Origin of the sequence: Caballeronia cordobensis (assembly GCF_001544575.2) — a bacterium.
Lineage (GTDB): Bacteria > Pseudomonadota > Gammaproteobacteria > Burkholderiales > Burkholderiaceae > Caballeronia > Caballeronia cordobensis.
On sequence record NZ_FCNY02000002.1, the window covers coordinates 264,893 to 281,837 of the forward strand.

Below are 16,945 nucleotides of genomic sequence, written 5' to 3' on the forward strand. Positions count from 1 at the left end.
TTATTCGTGGTCGCCCATCATGGTCTGCTGATAATTCTGGATGCCGACCTTGTCGATCAGATCGAGCTGCGTTTCCAGCCAGTCGATGTGCTCTTCGGTGTCGTGCAGGATCTTTTCGAAGATCTCGCGCGAAACGAAGTCACGCACGGACTCGCAGTACGCGATCGCTTCCTTGCAGGTCGACTGGGAGATCTGTTCGAGCTTCAGATCGCACTCGAGAATTTCCTTCGTCTCTTCGCCGATCAGCAGCTTGTGCAGATCCTGCAGGTTCGGCAGGCCGTCGAGCATGAATACGCGCTGAATAAGCCAGTCGGCATGCTTCATCTCGCCGATCGATTCGTCATACTCGTGTTTGTTCAGCTTTTCGAGGCCCCAGTGCTGATACATCCGGGCGTGCAGGAAGTACTGATTGATCGCGGTCAGTTCGTTTTTCAACTGAGCGTTCAGAAATTCGATGACCTTTGCGTCGCCTTGCATGATTGTTCCTTGTTGTAACGTGGGGCACTGAGGGAAAGATAAACCTTGAGCGTGACAATGCCAAGGTTGAGAGGAAATTCTTTATTCCAGACGAAACTGAGAATGAAAATGCTTCTCGAATAGCGCCTTCGCAAAGAAAAGAGCCGGGCAGTGTGCCCGGCTCTTCGTCTCTAGCGTTATAAACCGCTATTGAATTCGCTTCAAGCCGTCGCGACGGGGATCTTTCCGATTTTCGCCTGCCATTCGGCGGGGCCGGTCTTGTGGACCGAGGTTCCTGTCGAATCGACCGCGACGGTCACCGGCATGTCCTGCACGTCGAATTCATAGATCGCTTCCATGCCGAGGTCTTCGAACGCGAGCACCTTCGCCTCGCGGATCGCCTTCGACACCAGATAGGCCGCGCCGCCGACCGCCATCAGATACGCTGCCTTGTGATTCTTGATCGCCTCGATGGCGACCGGGCCGCGCTCGGCCTTGCCGATCATCGAGATGAGGCCGGTCTGCGCGAGCATCATGTCCGTGAACTTGTCCATGCGCGTGGCCGTGGTCGGGCCCGCCGGGCCGACGGCTTCGTCGCGCACCGGATCGACCGGACCGACGTAATAGATCACGCGGTTGGTGAAATCGACCGGCAGCTTTTCGCCCTTGGCGAGCATGTCGGCAATGCGCTTGTGCGCGGCGTCGCGGCCCGTGAGCATCTTGCCGGAGAGCAGCAGCGTCTGCCCCGGCGTCCATGATGCGACTTCTTCCGGCGTCAGCGTGTTCAGGTCGACGCGCTTGCTCGTCTCCGTGTTCGGCTGCCACGTGACCTTCGGCCAGGCGTCGAGCGGGGGCGCTTCGAGCTTCGCCGCGCCCGTGCCGTCGAGCGTGAAGTGCGCGTGGCGCGTCGCCGCGCAGTTCGGAATGATCGCGACTGGCTTGCTCGCCGCGTGCGTGGGCGCCGCCATGATCTTGACGTCGAGCACGGTGGCGAGGCCGCCGAGACCCTGCGCGCCGATGCCGAGCGCGTTCACCTTCTCGTGCAGTTCCACGCGCAGTTCCTCGATCCAGTCCTGCGGCCCGCGCGCGATGACGTCCTGAATGTCGATCGGGTCCATCAGCGATTCCTTCGCCATGACCATCGCCTTTTCAGCCGTGCCGCCGATGCCGATGCCGAGCATGCCCGGCGGGCACCAGCCCGCGCCCATCGTCGGCACGGTCTTGAGAATCCAGTCGACGATCGAATCCGACGGGTTCAGCATCGCGAACTTCGACTTGTTCTCCGAGCCGCCGCCCTTGGCCGCGACCTGCACGTCCACCTTGTCGCCCGGCACGATCTCGTAATGGATCACGGCCGGCGTGTTGTCCTTCGTGTTCTTGCGGCCGCCTTCGGGCGGGCTCACGATCGACGCGCGCAGCACGTTGTCCGGATTCAGATAACCGCGGCGCACGCCTTCGTTGATCATGTCGGTGACGGACATCGTCGCGCCGTCCCATCGCACGTCCATGCCGACCTTCACGAACACCGTGACGATGCCGGTGTCCTGGCAGATCGGGCGCTTGCCTTCGGCGCACATGCGGCTGTTGGTCAGGATCTGGGCGATCGCGTCTTTCGCGGCGGGGCTTTCTTCCAGCTCGTAGGCGCGGCCGAGCGCCTGAATATAGTCGAGCGGATGGTAGTAGCTGATGTACTGCAGCGAATCGGCGATGCTCTGAATCAGGTCTTCCTGCTTGATGACGGTCATGGCGTAAGCTCAGGGGGGACGAAATTATGTGGTGGCGTTCTGGGCGACGCTTTACTCGATTGCGTTCCGGGGCGGCGAAAAGGATTCGTCGTGGAAGTGGCGCGGATGCGTGTGGGTGGTCAGCCGGTCGACGTACGCCATGATGAGCGCCGAGACCAGGAACGCGACGTGAATGATCACCTGCCACAGCACGGTATGGAACGTGTGCTGGTCCGGATTGATGAAGGTTTTCAGCAGATGGATCGACGAAATGCTGATGAGCGCCATCGAGAGCTTGACCTTCAGCACGCCGGCGTTGACGTGGTCGAGCCATTCGGGCTCGTCGGGATGGCCCTCCACGCCCAGGCGCGATACGAACGTCTCGTACCCGCCGACGATCACCATGATGAGCAGGTTCGAGATCATCACCACGTCGATGAGGCCGAGCACGACGAGCATGATGTTGGTTTCGTCGAGGGTCATCGCGTGCGTGACGAGATGCCACACTTCCTTCAGGAACAGCACGACGTAGACGCCCTGCGCGACGATCAGGCCCAGGTACAGCGGCACCTGCAGCCAGCGGCTCATGAAGATGATTCTCGGCAGCACTTTCATCGAGCCGGAACGGGAGGGCGGGGTAAAAGCATGCTTGGGAGCGGACATGGGCGGCTTTTCAGTCGGTGAGTCGGACCGGAAATGATGACGGGCGAATATGACGAACCAAATGTGCGATGCGCCGGCGCACGCGCAAGAAAGCGCATTCGCGGTATCGGGAAGCCCGCAATTGTACCGCGTCGCCGCGCGTGCCTGCCGAAAGCTTTCGGAAAGCGCCGATGGCATGCCGCCGCGATCTACACGCCTGATTCGCGCGACACCGCGCCCGCCGCGCGCGGCCTGACGGGTGGCCTGACGCGTGGCCTGACACTCGCGAGCCCGATGCCGGCGACGACGCACGCGAGCGCTACGCCATGCGCGAGCGTCGGCCGCTCGTCGAGGAAGGCGATGCCGTAAAAGGCCGCCGCGACCGGCAGCACGGCGCAGAAGACGCCTGCGAGACTGCCATCGACATGGCGGATGCCTTTCATCCATAGCCAGAACGAGAAGATGCTGGCCGACAGTCCGTACCAGACGACGAGCGCCCACGTATCCCATGCGACGCCGGTCCAGTCGAAACCGGAGAGCGACGTCATGCCGAACGGCAGCATCAACAGCAGGCCGATGCCGTGCGTGTACGCGCAGATATCGATGGCGGGCAGCGTTTGCGTGAGGCGGCGCGAGAGGATCACGTAGAGCGATTCGCAGCACACCGCGCCGAGCACCATCAGATTGCCGGCGAGGGAGCTTGCGCCGGTATCGCCGGCCTGCGCGACGTTGATGACGAGCACGCCCGCGATCGCGAGCCCGATCGACGCCAGTGCGCGCGCGCCTGGCTTCTCCCTGAGGAAGATCCACGCGAAAAGCGCGACCGTCGCCGGCAGCGTGCTGGTGATGACGCCCGCCGCGACCGCGCTCGTACGCGCAACGCCGTTGAGCATCAGCAAGGTGAAGCCGAAGGTGCCGAAGAACGCCTGCAGGAACAGATTGACCCACTCGCCGCGCGCGACGCGCTTCATCTTCGACCAGCGCAGAAGCGGCCAGAGCACCGCGAGCGCGATCACGAAGCGCAGAAGCGCGAAGAGCGGAACGGGCACGGACGCGACGATCGATTTGCCGATGCCGACGTTACTGCCGACGAGCAGCATGGCCGCGATGAGTAAGAAAGCGTAGCGATTCAATCTGGATAACGCGCGGCGAGTTCAGTTACGATTGTGGGGACGCATTGTAGAAGCCGCGACGACTCCGTGTATACCCCGTGCCGCGCGGGCGGTTCACGTAAGAAGCGGGTAAGTTGGCGGGCTTATCTTCAAATCACTGCGGGATGGGCACGGCAGCGAATGTGCTGTGACATCTTCCGCGCCACCCCGGCGCGGTCATTATGGAGACAAGGTCCGTGCGCGGAACGCCATGCGTTCGGCGCTTTCGAACCTCATAACATGCGGCGCACGCGGCCCATTCAGCGACGCGCGCACCGCCGGATTCTGGAAACACCATCAAAGGGGTTGTCGATGTCTGCGATCGAATCGGTTCTTCATGAAAAACGCGTGTTCCCGCCGTCAGCCAAGGCATCGGCGGGCGCGGCAATCTCCGGCATGGACGCCTACAAGGCGCTTGTCGAGCACGCCGAGCGCGACTACGAAGGTTTCTGGGCGGGAGTCGCTCGCGACACGCTCGCCTGGCACAAGCCGTTCACCAAGGTGCTGGACGAATCGAAGGCGCCGTTCTACACGTGGTTCGAAGACGGCGAGCTCAACGCCTCGTACAACTGTCTCGACCGTCATGTCGAAGCGGGCCGCGGCGCCGACAACGCGATCATCTTCGAAGCCGACGACGGCACCGTCACCAACGTCACGTATCAGGACTTGCTGGAGCGCGTCTGCCGCCTCGCCAATGCGCTCAAGAAGCGCGGTGTGAAGAAGGGCGACCGCGTCGTGATCTATCTGCCGATGTCGGTGGAAGGCGTCGTCGCGATGCAGGCGTGCGTGCGCATCGGCGCGACGCATTCCGTCGTGTTCGGCGGCTTCTCGTCGAAATCGCTGAACGAGCGTCTGGTCGATGTCGGCGCGGTCGCGCTCATCACCGCCGACGAGCAAATGCGCGGCGGCAAGGCGCTGCCGCTCAAGAGCATCGCCGACGAAGCGCTCGCCGCGGGCGGCTGCGAGAAGGTGAAGGACGTGATCGTCTACCAGCGCACGGGCGGCAAGGTGCAATGGACCGAAGGCCGCGACGCGTGGCTGCACGAGATCGTCGAGAACGAATCGGCGCAGTGCGAGCCGGAATGGGTGAGCGCGGAGCATCCGCTTTTCATCCTCTACACGTCCGGCTCGACGGGCAAGCCCAAGGGCGTGCAGCACAGCACGGCGGGCACGCTGCTGTGGGCTGCGCAGACCATGAAGTGGACCTTCGACATGAAGCCGGGCGACATCTTCTGGTGCACGGCGGATATCGGCTGGATCACGGGGCATAGCTACATCGCGTACGGTCCGCTTGCGATCGGCGCGACGCAGGTGATGTTCGAAGGCGTGCCGACGTATCCGAACGCGGGCCGCTTCTGGGAGATGATCCAGCGTCACAAGGTCACGATCTTCTATACCGCGCCCACCGCGATCCGCTCGCTCATCAAGGCATCGGAAGCCGATGCGAAAGTGCATCCGAAGAGCTACGACCTGTCGTCGTTGCGCATCCTCGGCACGGTCGGCGAGCCGATCAATCCGGAAGCGTGGATGTGGTATCACGAGAACGTGGGCCGCGCGCAGTGCCCGATCGTCGATACGTGGTGGCAGACGGAAACCGGCGGTCACATGATCACGCCGCTGCCGGGCGCGACGCCGCTCGTGCCGGGTTCGTGCACGCTGCCGCTGCCTGGCATCATGGCCGCGGTCGTCGATGAAACCGGTCAGGACGTGCCGAACGGGCAGGGCGGCATTCTGGTCGTCAAGCGTCCGTGGCCGTCCATGCTGCGCAACGTGTGGGGCGATCCCAAACGCTATCAGACGAGCTACTTCCCCGAAGAGCTCGGCGGCAGGCTGTATCTTGCCGGCGACGGCGCGGTGCGCGACAAGGAAACCGGCTACTTCACGATCATGGGCCGCATCGACGACGTGCTGAACGTCTCCGGCCACCGCCTCGGCACGATGGAAATCGAGTCGGCGCTGGTCGCGAATCCGATGGTGGCGGAAGCGGCGGTTGTCGGCCGTCCGGACGACACGACGGGTGAAGCCGTGGTCGCGTTCGTCGTGCTCAAGCGTTCGCGTCCGGAAGGCGACGAAGCCAAGCAGATCGCGACCGAGCTGCGCAACTGGGTCGGCAAGGAAATCGGCCCGATCGCGAAGCCGAAGGACATTCGCTTCGGCGAAAACCTGCCGAAGACGCGTTCGGGCAAGATCATGCGGCGGCTCTTGCGCTCGCTCGCGAAGGGCGAGGAGATCACGCAGGACGTCTCCACGCTGGAGAATCCCGCGATTCTCGATCAGCTCGGCGAAGCGCGCTGAAGTCGCGCTCGACCGCTGCCTCGTTCGCGGCGGCGGTCGATCCGTATTGCCGGCGACATGCGCTTTTGATAAAAAGCCGCATGTCCGATTCCTCCAACACGACGCCTGCCTCGCCGCCGCCCGTTTCCGCGGCGATGGCGCGCGCGCATCGCCGCTACTGGCGATTCAACGTCGCGTTGATCGCCGTGCTGATGACGATCGGCTTCATTGTCTCGTTCGGCCTGCCGCTTTTCGCGCAACGTTTCGAGCATGTGCGCGTGGCAGGCTTTCCGCTGCCGTTCTACTTCGGCGCGCAGGGCGCGATTCTCGTGTATGTCGCGCTGATCCTCCTCTATATCGTGCTCATGCAGTTCGCCGATGCGCGTCTCGCGCGCGCCGCCAGATCGGACGAGGGCGGCGCGGCATGAAACTCACCAACCGGCTGATTCTTTCCTACGCGCTCTATACCGTCGGCTTTCTGCTTTTCATCTTTCTGATGGAGCGCATCGAGCGCACGACGGGGCCGGGCATGTGGATCGGCTATGTGTTCCTGTTCGTGCCGATCGCGGTGTACGCGGTAATCGGGCTGTTGTCGCGCACGTCGGATCTCGTCGAATACTACGTGGCCGGCAGGCGCGTGCCTTCGGCGTTCAATGGCATGGCGACCGCGGCGGACTGGCTGTCGGCCGCGTCTTTCATCGGTCTGGCCGGCTCGATCTACGCGAGCGGCTACGACGGCCTCGCCTACGTCATGGGCTGGACGGGCGGCTACTGTCTGGTCGCGTTTCTGCTCGCGCCCTACGTGCGCAAGCTCGCGCGCTACACGATTCCCGATTTTCTCGGCACGCGCTTCTCCAGCAACCTTGTGCGCGCGCTCGCGGCCATCGCGGCGATTCTCTGCTCCTTCGTCTATCTCGTTGCGCAGATACAGGGCATCGGGCTGATCGCGTCGAGGTTCATCGGCATCGAGTTTTCGATCGGCATCTTCTGCGGGCTCGCGGGCATTCTCGTGTGCTCCTTTCTCGGCGGCATGCGCGCGGTCACGTGGACGCAGGTCGCGCAGTACATCATTCTGATCAGCGCGATGCTGATTCCCGTCTCGATGATCGCGCATCGCGAAGGGCTCGGCTGGTTTCCGCAATTCAACTATGGGCGCGTGATGGAGCGCGTCGAAGCGCTGGAACGCGCCGTCGCCGTCTCGCCCGACGAAGCGCGCGTGCGTGCCGATTACGAGCGCCAGGCCGCGCAGATGCAGCAGCGCATCGACGCGCTGCCGCAGTCGTTTCACGCCGAGCATGCGCGCCTCGTCGCCGAGATCGCCGAGCTGCGGCGGCACAACGGCCCGCTGCGCGAGATCAACGAGCGCGAGCGGGATCTGGCCGCCTTTCCGCGCGATCCCGCTGACGCGCAAGTGAAGTGGTCCCGCGAACGCGACGCGTTGATCGAACGCGTCGCGCCGCCCGTGCCGATGACCGAGGCCTTCGCGCCAGGCTCGGCGGGCGACGAGAGCCCGCGCGTGCATCAGATCAATTTCCTGTCGCTGCTGCTATGCCTGTCGATCGGCACGGCCAGCCTGCCGCACATTCTCACGCGCTACAACACGACGACCTCGGTGTCGTCGGCGCGGCGTTCGGTGGGCTGGACGCTGTTCTTCGTCGCGCTCTTCTATCTGACGGTGCCGGTGCTCGCGGTGCTGATCAAGCACGAGATTCTGACGGGGCTAGTCGGGCATCGCTTCGCCGATCTGCCGCAATGGGTGACGCAGTGGCGGCGCGTCGAACCGTATCTGATCCGTATCAGCGATGTGAACGGCGATGGCATCGTGCGCTGGGCCGGCATCCAGATGCAGCCGGACATGGTCGTGCTGGCCGCGCCCGAGATCGCCGGATTGCCGTATGTCATCTCCGGTCTGATCGCCGCGGGCGCGCTGGCGGCGGCGCTCTCGACGGCGGACGGGCTGCTGCTCACCATCGCCAATGCGCTGTCGCACGATGTCTATTACTGCATGGTCGATCGCCGCGCGACGAGCCAGCGGCGCGTGACCATCTCCAAGATTTTGCTGCTCGGCGTGGCGTTGCTGGCGTCGTACGTTGCGTCGCTCAATGCGGGCAATATTCTTTTTCTCGTGGGCGCGGCGTTTTCGCTGGCGGCGTCGAGTCTCTTTCCCGCGCTGGTGCTCGGCGTGTTCTGGAAGCGCACGACGCAGCGCGGCGTGGTGGCGGGGATGATCGCGGGGCTCGTCGTGTGCGTGTATTACATCGTGTCGACCTATCCGTTCTTCGTGCAGTTGACGGGCTTCGCGGGACCGCGCTGGTTCGGCATCGAGCCGATCAGCTCGGGCGTCTTCGGCGTGCCGGCGGGCTTTGCGGTGGCGATTGCGGTGAGCCTTTTCGACCGAAAACCGGATGCGTACACGCGCGCGCTCGTCGATTACATCCGTCATCCGTAGGGGCTGGCGCAGACGCGGGAACTTGGTATAATCGCGGTCTTCCGGAGAGATGGATGAGTGGTTTAAGTCGCACGCCTGGAAAGCGTGTATAGGGTAAAACCTATCGGGGGTTCGAATCCCCCTCTCTCCGCCAGGACACTGAAGAAGGCCCCGTATGGTCAATGACTTACGGGGCTTTTGGTTTTTTTGGCCTATCAGATGGCAGATGTGGCGGTGAAACGATGTGGCGCTTTGTTTTGGTGTTCTAACGCCGCCTGTAAGGTCTCGTTCTCCATCCGCCCTTATAAGACGACTCTCATTTTGATCGCATAGCCAGGGGCGGTGAACGAAAGGCCTCACATTTCCGACCGGCGACAAAATATAGCCACGCACCAGACTCAGAATCGTGCGGGCCATTTCAGGCGTATGTTCGACTGCCGAGGCTGTGCTTCGCCCGCGCTTCCACTCAAACCATTAAAGATTCGAACTCCTGATGAATCGGCGGCGAACGCAGGTTCGTGGCGCACGAATGCGCATCGCAAAATGAACCAGAGAGCCCAAACAAGAAAAAGAAATGTCGTAAGAGAAATGAGCGCCACGGCATGACTGCGCCTCTAATAATGCTCGATGAACTCTCGCACATGGCAGGGCGCAATGGCGCGTGTCACCCACCTCTTACGACATTGACAAGCATAGTCGATGCAACCCGGAATGGAATCGGATTAATCGCGTAATACGTCGCGCGAACCGCAAATCAACGGTGCGCGGTCTTGTGTTGCGCGTGCCCGGCGTGAGCGAACGCGGCAATCGGATCGTCGTCGGCGGTCGCGGCGACGGTATGTCTCGGCGGTTTCGGCGCGGGCTTGACGGGTTTTTGCGGTGCAGCGGACTTCGGCTGCGCGTGTGCGATTTCCGCATTCGTCATCCAGTGCTCGCTGTACGCCGCGCGGGCGGGCATGACGCCGATCAGAAGCACGAGGGCGATGGGCGTCGACAGGACGCGTGGTGTTCGCATGATTGTTTTCGTTGGAGCGGAACAGGAAGGGCATTGCGAAACGATGCCGGGCTACGAACGAAAAACCCCGCGCGTGGCGCGGGGCATCGCAACACAGGCTCGCGGCAGGCGCGACGCCTGAAGACTCAATGGTGAATCATCAACTGAGCGGCCTGATTTTCAGCGTCGTAGTGGAGGGCGGAGTTCGCGGCCTGCTCTTCATGGACCAGAACCTCGCGTGCGGCCTGACCGCCTCGCTCGTAACCCGACTTCGTCGCGTGCTCTTCAAGTGCGGCGATGAGCGGCAGTTGCTCTTCCGCGACCGAGCGCATCAGGTCCAGCATGTCGCGGCGCATCGATTCGGGATACGCGCAGAAGTGCTCGAAGCCGCCCGGCGCGGCGACGATATTCACGAGCGACATCAGCAGCCGTGCGCGGTTGGCGCAGTGCTCGCTGATCTGCACCAATTGCGAGACCGTCGCGTGGCCGTGCGGATCGACGGAAATGTGAAGGTTGGTCATCGAATAGCCTTTTTCATTATGCTGAGAAGGCCCGCATTTAAGCCGCTCCGGCGGTAAAAAACGACCGGACGAATCCTATTACCTCGGTGCGCGACGATCCTTTACTTTCGCGCCTCACCGACGCGAGCAGGTCGGGCGAAAAGCCGCATCGCCCGGCACCAGAACGCGCGCCAACGCCCCGGCATTTCAATCCGCGACGCATCCATGTCGCGTTCCCAATTTTCCCGCTCGCTGCGCGGCCGGTCGACGAGTGTTCCGAAGTACATGGCGAAGCTCCCTTGACGGCTATCGATGACGAAAGGCGTCGCCATGCGCGAGCGCCACGCGTTCAGAATGCCGATGCGCCGCCGCCCGCGAAACCCGGATGACGGCGCCCGTCCGACGCCGGGAACCCGGCCGCCAGCCGGAGACAGACGAAAGGAGGGACCGCCGTCCGCGCGCGCGTCAGACGAGCTCGGGCAGCGCTCGCAGACGCTTGAGCGCGGCGCGCGATTCGTCGCGGGCGGCTTTGTTCAGCCAGCGAACGGCTTCGTCGAGGGCGTCCTTGTCGTTCAGCGACGGCGCGACACGCCGCACGACGGCCTCGCTCGCCAGCACGTCGTGCAGGCGCACGAGCGCCGCCTGCGCCGCGAGCAGATGCGCCATCGTGTGCCGATGTCCGCGCTCCAGAACCGGCGCGAACACTTCGAGCAGGCATTGCAGTTTCGTCGCGGCTTCCTCGATGCTGCGCAAGGTCTTGGCATCCACACGCTTCATCCGCGCCGCGCGATGCTCGCGCTTGCTCAGGAGATCGTCGGCGAGCGACACACGTTGACGCGCGAACGCTTCCAGCGAGCGGTCTTCGCCGCGCGCTTCAAGACGCCGCCGCGCATCGGCGAGGGCGCGGCGCAGAAGGACATCGACGTGCGCGCGTCGCAAGATCACGCAACTCGTCGCCGATGCCTCGCGCCGTTGCTGCCGCAGCGTCTGCACGACCGGTTCGAGACGCGTGCAGCGCGTCTGGGCGCGAGCGAGCAGGTCGCAGGCGGCATCGAAATCGTGCGGCTCACCGGCGATGTCCGCGAGACGTTTGAAGCGCTTGCGTATCATGCGCGCCTCTTTCTCGTCGAGCAGCGGCTCGAATGCCCACCACAGCGCCCGCAGACGACGAAGCGTCGAGCGCAACCGTTCGAGCAGCGCGGCGTCGGCAGGCCCGGCCATGAGCTCGGTCTGCTGGAAGGCGTCGCTCGCGAGCGGCGCCGTCAGCATGACGAAAGCATCGGCGACGGGCTGGTCGCGAAGGGAGAATGGATCGGAGACACGCGGGCGCGCGGCGGCGGGATGGGAACCGGGCGAACCGCTAAGGCTCTTTCGTTCGAGCGCTGGGTCGAAATTCAGTGTCATCGTCTCGGTATGCACTTGTATCGCACGACGCTTCGTTATGGTTGCGTCTCGGTCGTGCGCCGGCGGTCTTCGCCGGTCGTCCAATGGATGCTGGCCGGAAACATAGACATGCAGAATGTCATGCGTGTGACAGCGCTTCAAAAGCCCAATGAAAACGTTCTCGCGCATGCGGGACGCGTCCGCGATTCGCGCAATGAAAGCATTACGCGAACTATTGACACAAAATATTCACGTTCGCGTGCTTCGACGGAACGTATGCTGTGCACCGCTATGGCAAACGCGCGAGGCAATCATGCCGGACATCGCATTTCCTCAGCATGGCGGCGTCAGTGAACGCGCTCGCCGCACCGGCCTCTTCGTATTCCTGCTCATTCTCGCTGGCGGCATCGGTTATGTCGGGCTGCATCTCGCGTCCGATCTCGAGTCGGTCCGGCTGAGTTCCGCGCTGCCTTACGTCCTGCTCGGCGTCGCGCTCCTGATCGCGCACGGGTTCGAGTTCGTCAACGGCTTTCACGACACGGCCAATGCCGTCGCCACCGTCATCTATACGCATTCGCTGACGCCGAATCTCGCGGTGGTCTGGTCGGGCGCGTGGAACTTCATCGGCGTGCTGGTTTCGAGCGGCGCGGTCGCGTTCGGCATCCTGCAATTGCTGCCGGTCGAACTGATTCTGCAGGTCGGCAGCAGCGCGGGATTTGCGATGGTCTTCGCACTGCTCATCGCCGCGATCATCTGGAATCTCGCGACGTGGTACTTCGGCTTGCCGTCGTCGAGTTCGCACACGCTGATCGGCTCGATCATCGGCGTCGGGCTGATGAATCAACTGCTGCGCGGGCCGAACGGCACGAGCGGCGTCGACTGGTCGCAGGCGGCGGGCGTCGGCAAGTCGCTGCTGTTGTCGCCGGTCGTCGGCTTCATCTGCGCGGGGCTTTTGCTGCTGTTGCTCAAAGCGCTCGTGCGCGTGCCGGCGCTCTACAAGGAGCCTAAAAAGAATCATCCGCCGCCATTCTGGATTCGCGCGCTGCTGATCCTGACATGCACGGGCGTATCGTTCGCGCACGGCTCGAACGACGGTCAGAAGGGCATGGGCCTCATCATGCTGATTCTGATCGGCACGGTGCCGACGGCTTACGCGCTCAACAAGGCCGTGAGTCCCGCCGAGACGCAGAACTTCGTGGCCGTCGCGCACGATGCCGCCGCGACTTTCGCGAAGTACACGAACGGCGCGCCGCTTTCCTCCGATCCGCGCGAGGACGTGCAATCCTACGTGCGCACCCGTCAGATTTCATCGGCGACCTTGCCGGCCATGAAGCAGTTGACCGATGTCATCGCCAGCCAGGTTGGCGCGTCGGGATCGCTCGCGGCGGTGCCGCAGAATCTCGTCGATAACGTGCGCAACAACATGTACCTCGTCTCCGAGGCAATCCGCCTGATCGAGAAGGCGAACACGCCCGCATTCACGCCCGCCGACCGCGCGGTGATCGACAACTACAAGAAGCAGCTCGATCACGCGACGAAATTCATTCCGACGTGGGTGAAGGTGGCCGTGGCGATCGCGCTCGGGCTCGGCACGATGGTCGGCTGGAAGCGCATCGTCGTGACTGTCGGCGAGAAGATCGGCAAGCAGCATCTCACGTACGGGCAGGGCGCTTCGGCGGAACTGGTCGCGATGCTCACCATCGGCGCCGCCGATGCCTATGGCCTGCCGGTCTCGACGACGCACGTGCTGTCTTCGGGCGTCGCCGGAACGATGGCGGCCAACGGCTCGGGGCTGCAATGGAACACGGTGCGCAGCCTCGTGCTCGCGTGGGTGCTGACGCTGCCCGCGTCGATTGCGCTGGCAGCCGGCCTCTACTGGCTCTTCAAAAACCTCTTCTGAAACTGTGACGCTCAGGCATTCGCCGGACGGCCGGTCTTGACCGTTTCGAGTGCCTTGATCGCTTCGACGAGGCGCTTTTCCGTGGCCGCGTCGAGCATCGCGAGCGCCGCGCGCAGCAGTTCGCTCTTCTTCACGCGCACGCCGTTTTTCTGGCACTTTTCCTTGAGCGAGGCGATCTTCGCGTAGTCCGACTTGGGCATCGTGAAGCTGTCTCGCACGACCTTTTCTTTCTTCGCGCGCTTGGCTTTCGGCTCGGGTTTCGGCTGGCTCGCGACGGCCGCCTCCGTCTTGATGGTCTTGGCTGCGGGCGCTTTCGTGGCTTGCTTTTTCGCGGTCTTCGGCGTGGCGGCGGGCGAGGGCGCCTTGGTCGCGGCCTTGGGTGCGGCGGCGGGCTTTGCCTGCGTCTTCTTGCTGGTCTTGCCGTCTGCTTTTGCGCTTGCGGCGGCCTTGTCGGCGGCGCTCTTCGGGAAATGGAAAGCCTTCTTGGTCGGCGCCTTGACTTGCGGTGTGCTCATTCGTTTTCTCCTCGTCGTGTGTGGAGAAAACAGTATATACGGTTTATCGACGCGCAAACCTCGAATGCACGGCTCGAAACGCTTTTCACTTCAACGGGATAGCCGCGCGGTCATCGAGTTATCTACATGCTTGTCCACCGAAACTGTGGACAAGCGCGCTGTGTCGTTGGCCGTGATCGTGGTGTGGCAGACGCCGGGCGGCCTAGCGGCCGAGTTCCTTCAGATACGCCGCGCGGGCCGCGAAACCGGCATTGGCGAAATCCGTGAACACGCCGTCCACGCCCAGCCGGAAGAACTGCAGATACTCGGCGGCCGGATCGCCGTTATAGCTGGCCGCCAGATACTTCTTCTCGTTGCGAAACGTAAAGACGTGCACGAAGAGTCCGGCCTTGTGCGCATCGCCGATGAGGCTCGTCGGCGCTTGCGTGGCCGCCTGCGCGGTCGAGCCGGCGAAGGGCGTGCCGTCGGGATTGGCGGCCGGGAAGGGCGAGATCTTGAGCGGCACGATCTGCGGCTTCCACGGGCCGATGCCGTCCGCATAGGTCTTGATCTGCGCGAGGCCGGCGGGCGTGAGCATCGCGTCGAACCAGCGCGGATCGCCGGCGACGGTCCAGTCGAGCGGACGGCTGTCGGTGATTTCGTTGTAGATGACCGCGCCGGTGCGGTAATCGACATCGTAGCCGTCGATCAGCTGCACGATTTTCGTGTTCAGACCGTGCGTGCGCATGTACTGAAGGCTGCCCGGCTCGAAGCTCTGCACGAAGACCGCCGCGTTGCGATCGTTCAGCCCGTTGTCGTTGAGTATCTTGATGAGCGCGTCTTCGAGCGGACGGCTGCCCGCCGCGCCGCAGCCGTTCGCGATCGCCTGCGCGTTGTTCCAGGTCGGATTCTTCGTCTCGGGATAGACGGCGATCGAGCGGCCCGTCGCCGCGCTCTTCGCCTTCGCGATATCGATGATCTGCTGGAACGTGAGAATCGGATACTTGCCGTTGAACTCGGCGGGGCGCTCGTTCGCGGCGTCGTAGGTCGTGCCGCCGAGGAGCGCGCCGAGCTCGGCGGCGGTGAAGTCCGTGATCGACCAGTCGCCCGTGTGATCCTCGCCATCGACGATCAGCGATTTGAGAACCGACTTCGGGTCGCTCGGATTCGTCAGGTCGGTCAGATACTGCGACGGGCCCGTTTCGGGCGTCGTCGTCCACTTCACGTTCACGAGCACGCCGGGCACGGTGCGCTTTCTCGCCGCCACCGACGCGTTGGTCTTCGCGACATCGGCGACATTGGTGTTATCGGAGAGCCACGGATTATGCCGAGCGACGAGGACGCAGTCCTTCGAGAGATGCAGGTCTTCTTCGAGCGCATCCGCGCCGCTGTCGGCGGCGAGTTCATAGGAAGGTTGCGTCTCTTCGGGACGCAGGCCCGGCAAGCCGCGATGCCCGATGACGAGCGGCTGCCGGCCATCGAGTGTGGAGAATGCAGTGGGTGCGGCGGTCGCGGGAGGCGCGGCGGTGGACGCGCCGTTGTCGTCGTCGCCGTGGCACGCGCTCACCGTGAAAGATAAGACAAGTGCGGCGCTTGCCGCGATGCAGTGCTTACGATGCTGTCGTGCACGCTTCATTTCGCTTCCCGTCCGCTTCGAATTGTCCCGCGCATTATTACGATCGGCGAGTGACGTCTGTATGACTAAGGAAGCAACCCTTTACATCCGGATGCGGCTATCGTCCCCAATGAAAACGCCGGCTTGCAAGCCGGCGTCGTTTGATACTCCCGCGTGCCGCGTCACTGCTTCATCGGCCCGGACGACTGCGAGCCTTGCGACTGATTCGGCGACATGCCTTGCTCGCGCTGCTGCATCAGCGTTCCGCTGCCCGAACTGCCGGATTGCACGCCGCCTTGCGACGAGTCACCCGCACGCGGGCTTGGCATCGGCTCGTTCTTGCCCGGCTGCATTTGCTGCTGGCGCTGCATCAACTGTTCGCGCGACATTTCCTGCGACAGCGCGGACGTGCTGGCGATCGCGAGGAGCGCGCCAGCAATTGCGATGGTGGTTCTCATGTTCGTCTCCTTGAGTCGGGCGGCAGGCACCGCTTACAGTCATGTCAGCATCGAGCGTGCCGCATCGAACTCGAACTTGTCGTTAAAACTCGCACTAAGACTGTGCTTATTAGGACTCTACTTATTTGTTTCTCAATTCGGCCTAAAAAGTCCGAATCCGGATAGCATATTTGACAGGCGACACGAGCGCGGGTCCATTACAATTCGCGATCCAAACGATCTCGAATTGCCGGAAACTGGCTCAATAGACTGGACGCCGCGGAGTATGTCATGTCGATCACACTGAACGATTTACTTGAATGGCGCGATCGCTTGCCCGAGCAATCGGGCGAGGAAGCCCATATGGTGCGCGCACTGATCGCGCGCCGCGAAGCGGAATTGCGCACGCGCATTGCCGATTCGATCGCAATGGCGAGTCAGCGCGAAAACTGGAAACTGCAACGCTGCGCGGCAATTGCACGGCGCGTGGAGCAAGCGCCGGTCGGGCAACTCGAATCCGTTTACACATATTTTCAGAATCGAAGCGAAGGACGGCTGGATATCGAAACGCCCGCGATGCTGTCGGAATTTTTCGCGGGCGAACGTATCGAACACAAGGGTCTGCGCGTGTCGGCTCAGGCGCCTGCCGTGGCTCCGCTGCTCGATCATCTGTACGGGAACATGGTCAGTCTGGAGTCGAGTGTCGCCAGTACGCCAGGTATGGCATGCGGCATTCAGGGAATCCGGATCATGCGTATGGTTGCGTTGATGTCGAAAGCGCGTTCCGCCCAGATCGCGAAAATGAGAATGACGGGCGCTCAGGCGTATTATCGTCATTCCTGAATTCAATCGTTTTTTTAATTTCCGGAAAAGCGGTGGCTGCATTGGGGTTTTATCGCTTCGTTTGAAACGCCGAATGTCTCGCCTATACTGAATCAACAGCTTAT

General features: G+C 62.9%; 16 protein-coding genes and 1 tRNA gene. 6 read left to right on the plus strand and 11 right to left on the minus strand.

The genetic code is table 11. The annotated features are described in order from the left end of the window. From bfr to AWB70_RS04680, 4 genes are all read right to left on the minus strand, one after another. Nucleotides 1-477, minus strand: a complete 477-nt coding sequence (gene bfr, locus AWB70_RS04665; RefSeq protein ID WP_014190999.1) for a bacterioferritin — start codon at nt 475-477, stop codon at nt 1-3. 200 nt (nt 478-677) lie between these two features. Beyond that, entirely contained in the window at nt 678-2,201 is a 1,524-nt protein-coding gene (locus AWB70_RS04670) for a fumarate hydratase (RefSeq protein ID WP_053567842.1), read from the minus strand. Nucleotides 2,202-2,252: 51 nt separating this feature from the next. Beyond that, nucleotides 2,253-2,795: a TIGR00645 family protein gene (locus AWB70_RS04675; protein ID WP_014191001.1), complete on the minus strand. Its 543-nt coding sequence runs from the start codon at nt 2,793-2,795 to the stop codon at nt 2,253-2,255. Nucleotides 2,796-3,031: 236 nt separating this feature from the next. Next, a complete protein-coding gene (locus AWB70_RS04680) occupies nt 3,032-3,955 on the minus strand; it encodes a DMT family transporter (protein ID WP_053567843.1) in 924 nt (307 codons plus the stop codon). A 330-nt stretch (nt 3,956-4,285) separates the two neighbouring features. On the opposite strand from AWB70_RS04680, the gene acs reads away from it, so the two are divergent. The 4 genes from acs to AWB70_RS04700 all read left to right on the plus strand — a co-directional run bounded on the left by acs (nt 4,286) and on the right by AWB70_RS04700 (nt 8,829). Further along, nucleotides 4,286-6,268, plus strand: a complete 1,983-nt coding sequence (gene acs / locus AWB70_RS04685) for an acetate--CoA ligase (protein WP_053567844.1) — start codon at nt 4,286-4,288, stop codon at nt 6,266-6,268. A gap of 80 nt (nt 6,269-6,348) precedes the next feature. Continuing rightward, the gene (locus AWB70_RS04690; protein WP_053567845.1) at nt 6,349-6,675 is read left to right on the plus strand and encodes a DUF4212 domain-containing protein; all 327 of its coding nucleotides are present in this window, start codon (nt 6,349-6,351) and stop codon (nt 6,673-6,675) included. Then, on the plus strand, nt 6,672-8,696 hold the full coding sequence (locus AWB70_RS04695) for a sodium:solute symporter family protein (RefSeq protein WP_014191005.1): 2,025 nt from the start codon (nt 6,672-6,674) through the stop codon (nt 8,694-8,696). Before AWB70_RS04690 ends, AWB70_RS04695 begins: the two co-directional genes overlap by 4 nt. Before the next feature lie 43 nt (nt 8,697-8,739). Then, nucleotides 8,740-8,829 (plus strand) — tRNA-Ser (locus AWB70_RS04700). A gap of 600 nt (nt 8,830-9,429) precedes the next feature. On the opposite strand, the gene AWB70_RS04705 is transcribed toward AWB70_RS04700, so the two are convergent. From AWB70_RS04705 to AWB70_RS04720, 4 genes are all read right to left on the minus strand, one after another. Next, entirely contained in the window at nt 9,430-9,690 is a 261-nt protein-coding gene (locus tag AWB70_RS04705) for a hypothetical protein (RefSeq protein ID WP_053567846.1), read from the minus strand. 125 nt (nt 9,691-9,815) lie between these two features. After that, the gene (locus tag AWB70_RS04710; RefSeq protein WP_053567847.1) at nt 9,816-10,190 is read right to left on the minus strand and encodes a hypothetical protein; all 375 of its coding nucleotides are present in this window, start codon (nt 10,188-10,190) and stop codon (nt 9,816-9,818) included. Nucleotides 10,191-10,291: 101 nt separating this feature from the next. After that, nucleotides 10,292-10,501 carry a hypothetical protein gene (locus AWB70_RS04715; protein ID WP_053567848.1) on the minus strand — a complete coding sequence of 70 codons (210 nt, stop codon included), beginning with the start codon at nt 10,499-10,501 and terminating at the stop codon, nt 10,292-10,294. A gap of 133 nt (nt 10,502-10,634) precedes the next feature. Next, the gene (locus tag AWB70_RS04720; RefSeq protein ID WP_235024141.1) at nt 10,635-11,573 is read right to left on the minus strand and encodes a CHAD domain-containing protein; all 939 of its coding nucleotides are present in this window, start codon (nt 11,571-11,573) and stop codon (nt 10,635-10,637) included. A gap of 292 nt (nt 11,574-11,865) precedes the next feature. On the opposite strand from AWB70_RS04720, the gene AWB70_RS04725 reads away from it, so the two are divergent. Then, nucleotides 11,866-13,452, plus strand: coding sequence for an inorganic phosphate transporter (locus tag AWB70_RS04725; RefSeq protein WP_053567849.1), 1,587 nt, complete (start codon nt 11,866-11,868; stop codon nt 13,450-13,452). Nucleotides 13,453-13,463: 11 nt separating this feature from the next. Here the strand turns inward: AWB70_RS04725 and AWB70_RS04730 are convergent, their stop codons facing one another. The 3 genes from AWB70_RS04730 to AWB70_RS04740 form a co-directional block, all read right to left on the minus strand. Next, nucleotides 13,464-13,967, minus strand: coding sequence for a hypothetical protein (locus AWB70_RS04730; protein ID WP_053567850.1), 504 nt, complete (start codon nt 13,965-13,967; stop codon nt 13,464-13,466). A 202-nt stretch (nt 13,968-14,169) separates the two neighbouring features. Then, the gene (locus tag AWB70_RS04735) at nt 14,170-15,582 is read right to left on the minus strand and encodes a glycerophosphodiester phosphodiesterase family protein (RefSeq protein WP_053567851.1); all 1,413 of its coding nucleotides are present in this window, start codon (nt 15,580-15,582) and stop codon (nt 14,170-14,172) included. 161 nt (nt 15,583-15,743) lie between these two features. Next, nucleotides 15,744-16,019, minus strand: coding sequence for a hypothetical protein (locus AWB70_RS04740; protein ID WP_053567852.1), 276 nt, complete (start codon nt 16,017-16,019; stop codon nt 15,744-15,746). A gap of 270 nt (nt 16,020-16,289) precedes the next feature. Between AWB70_RS04740 and AWB70_RS04745 the strand changes: the two genes are divergently transcribed. Then, nucleotides 16,290-16,841: a hypothetical protein gene (locus AWB70_RS04745; RefSeq protein ID WP_053567853.1), complete on the plus strand. Its 552-nt coding sequence runs from the start codon at nt 16,290-16,292 to the stop codon at nt 16,839-16,841. Nucleotides 16,842-16,945: the final 104 nt, after the last annotated feature.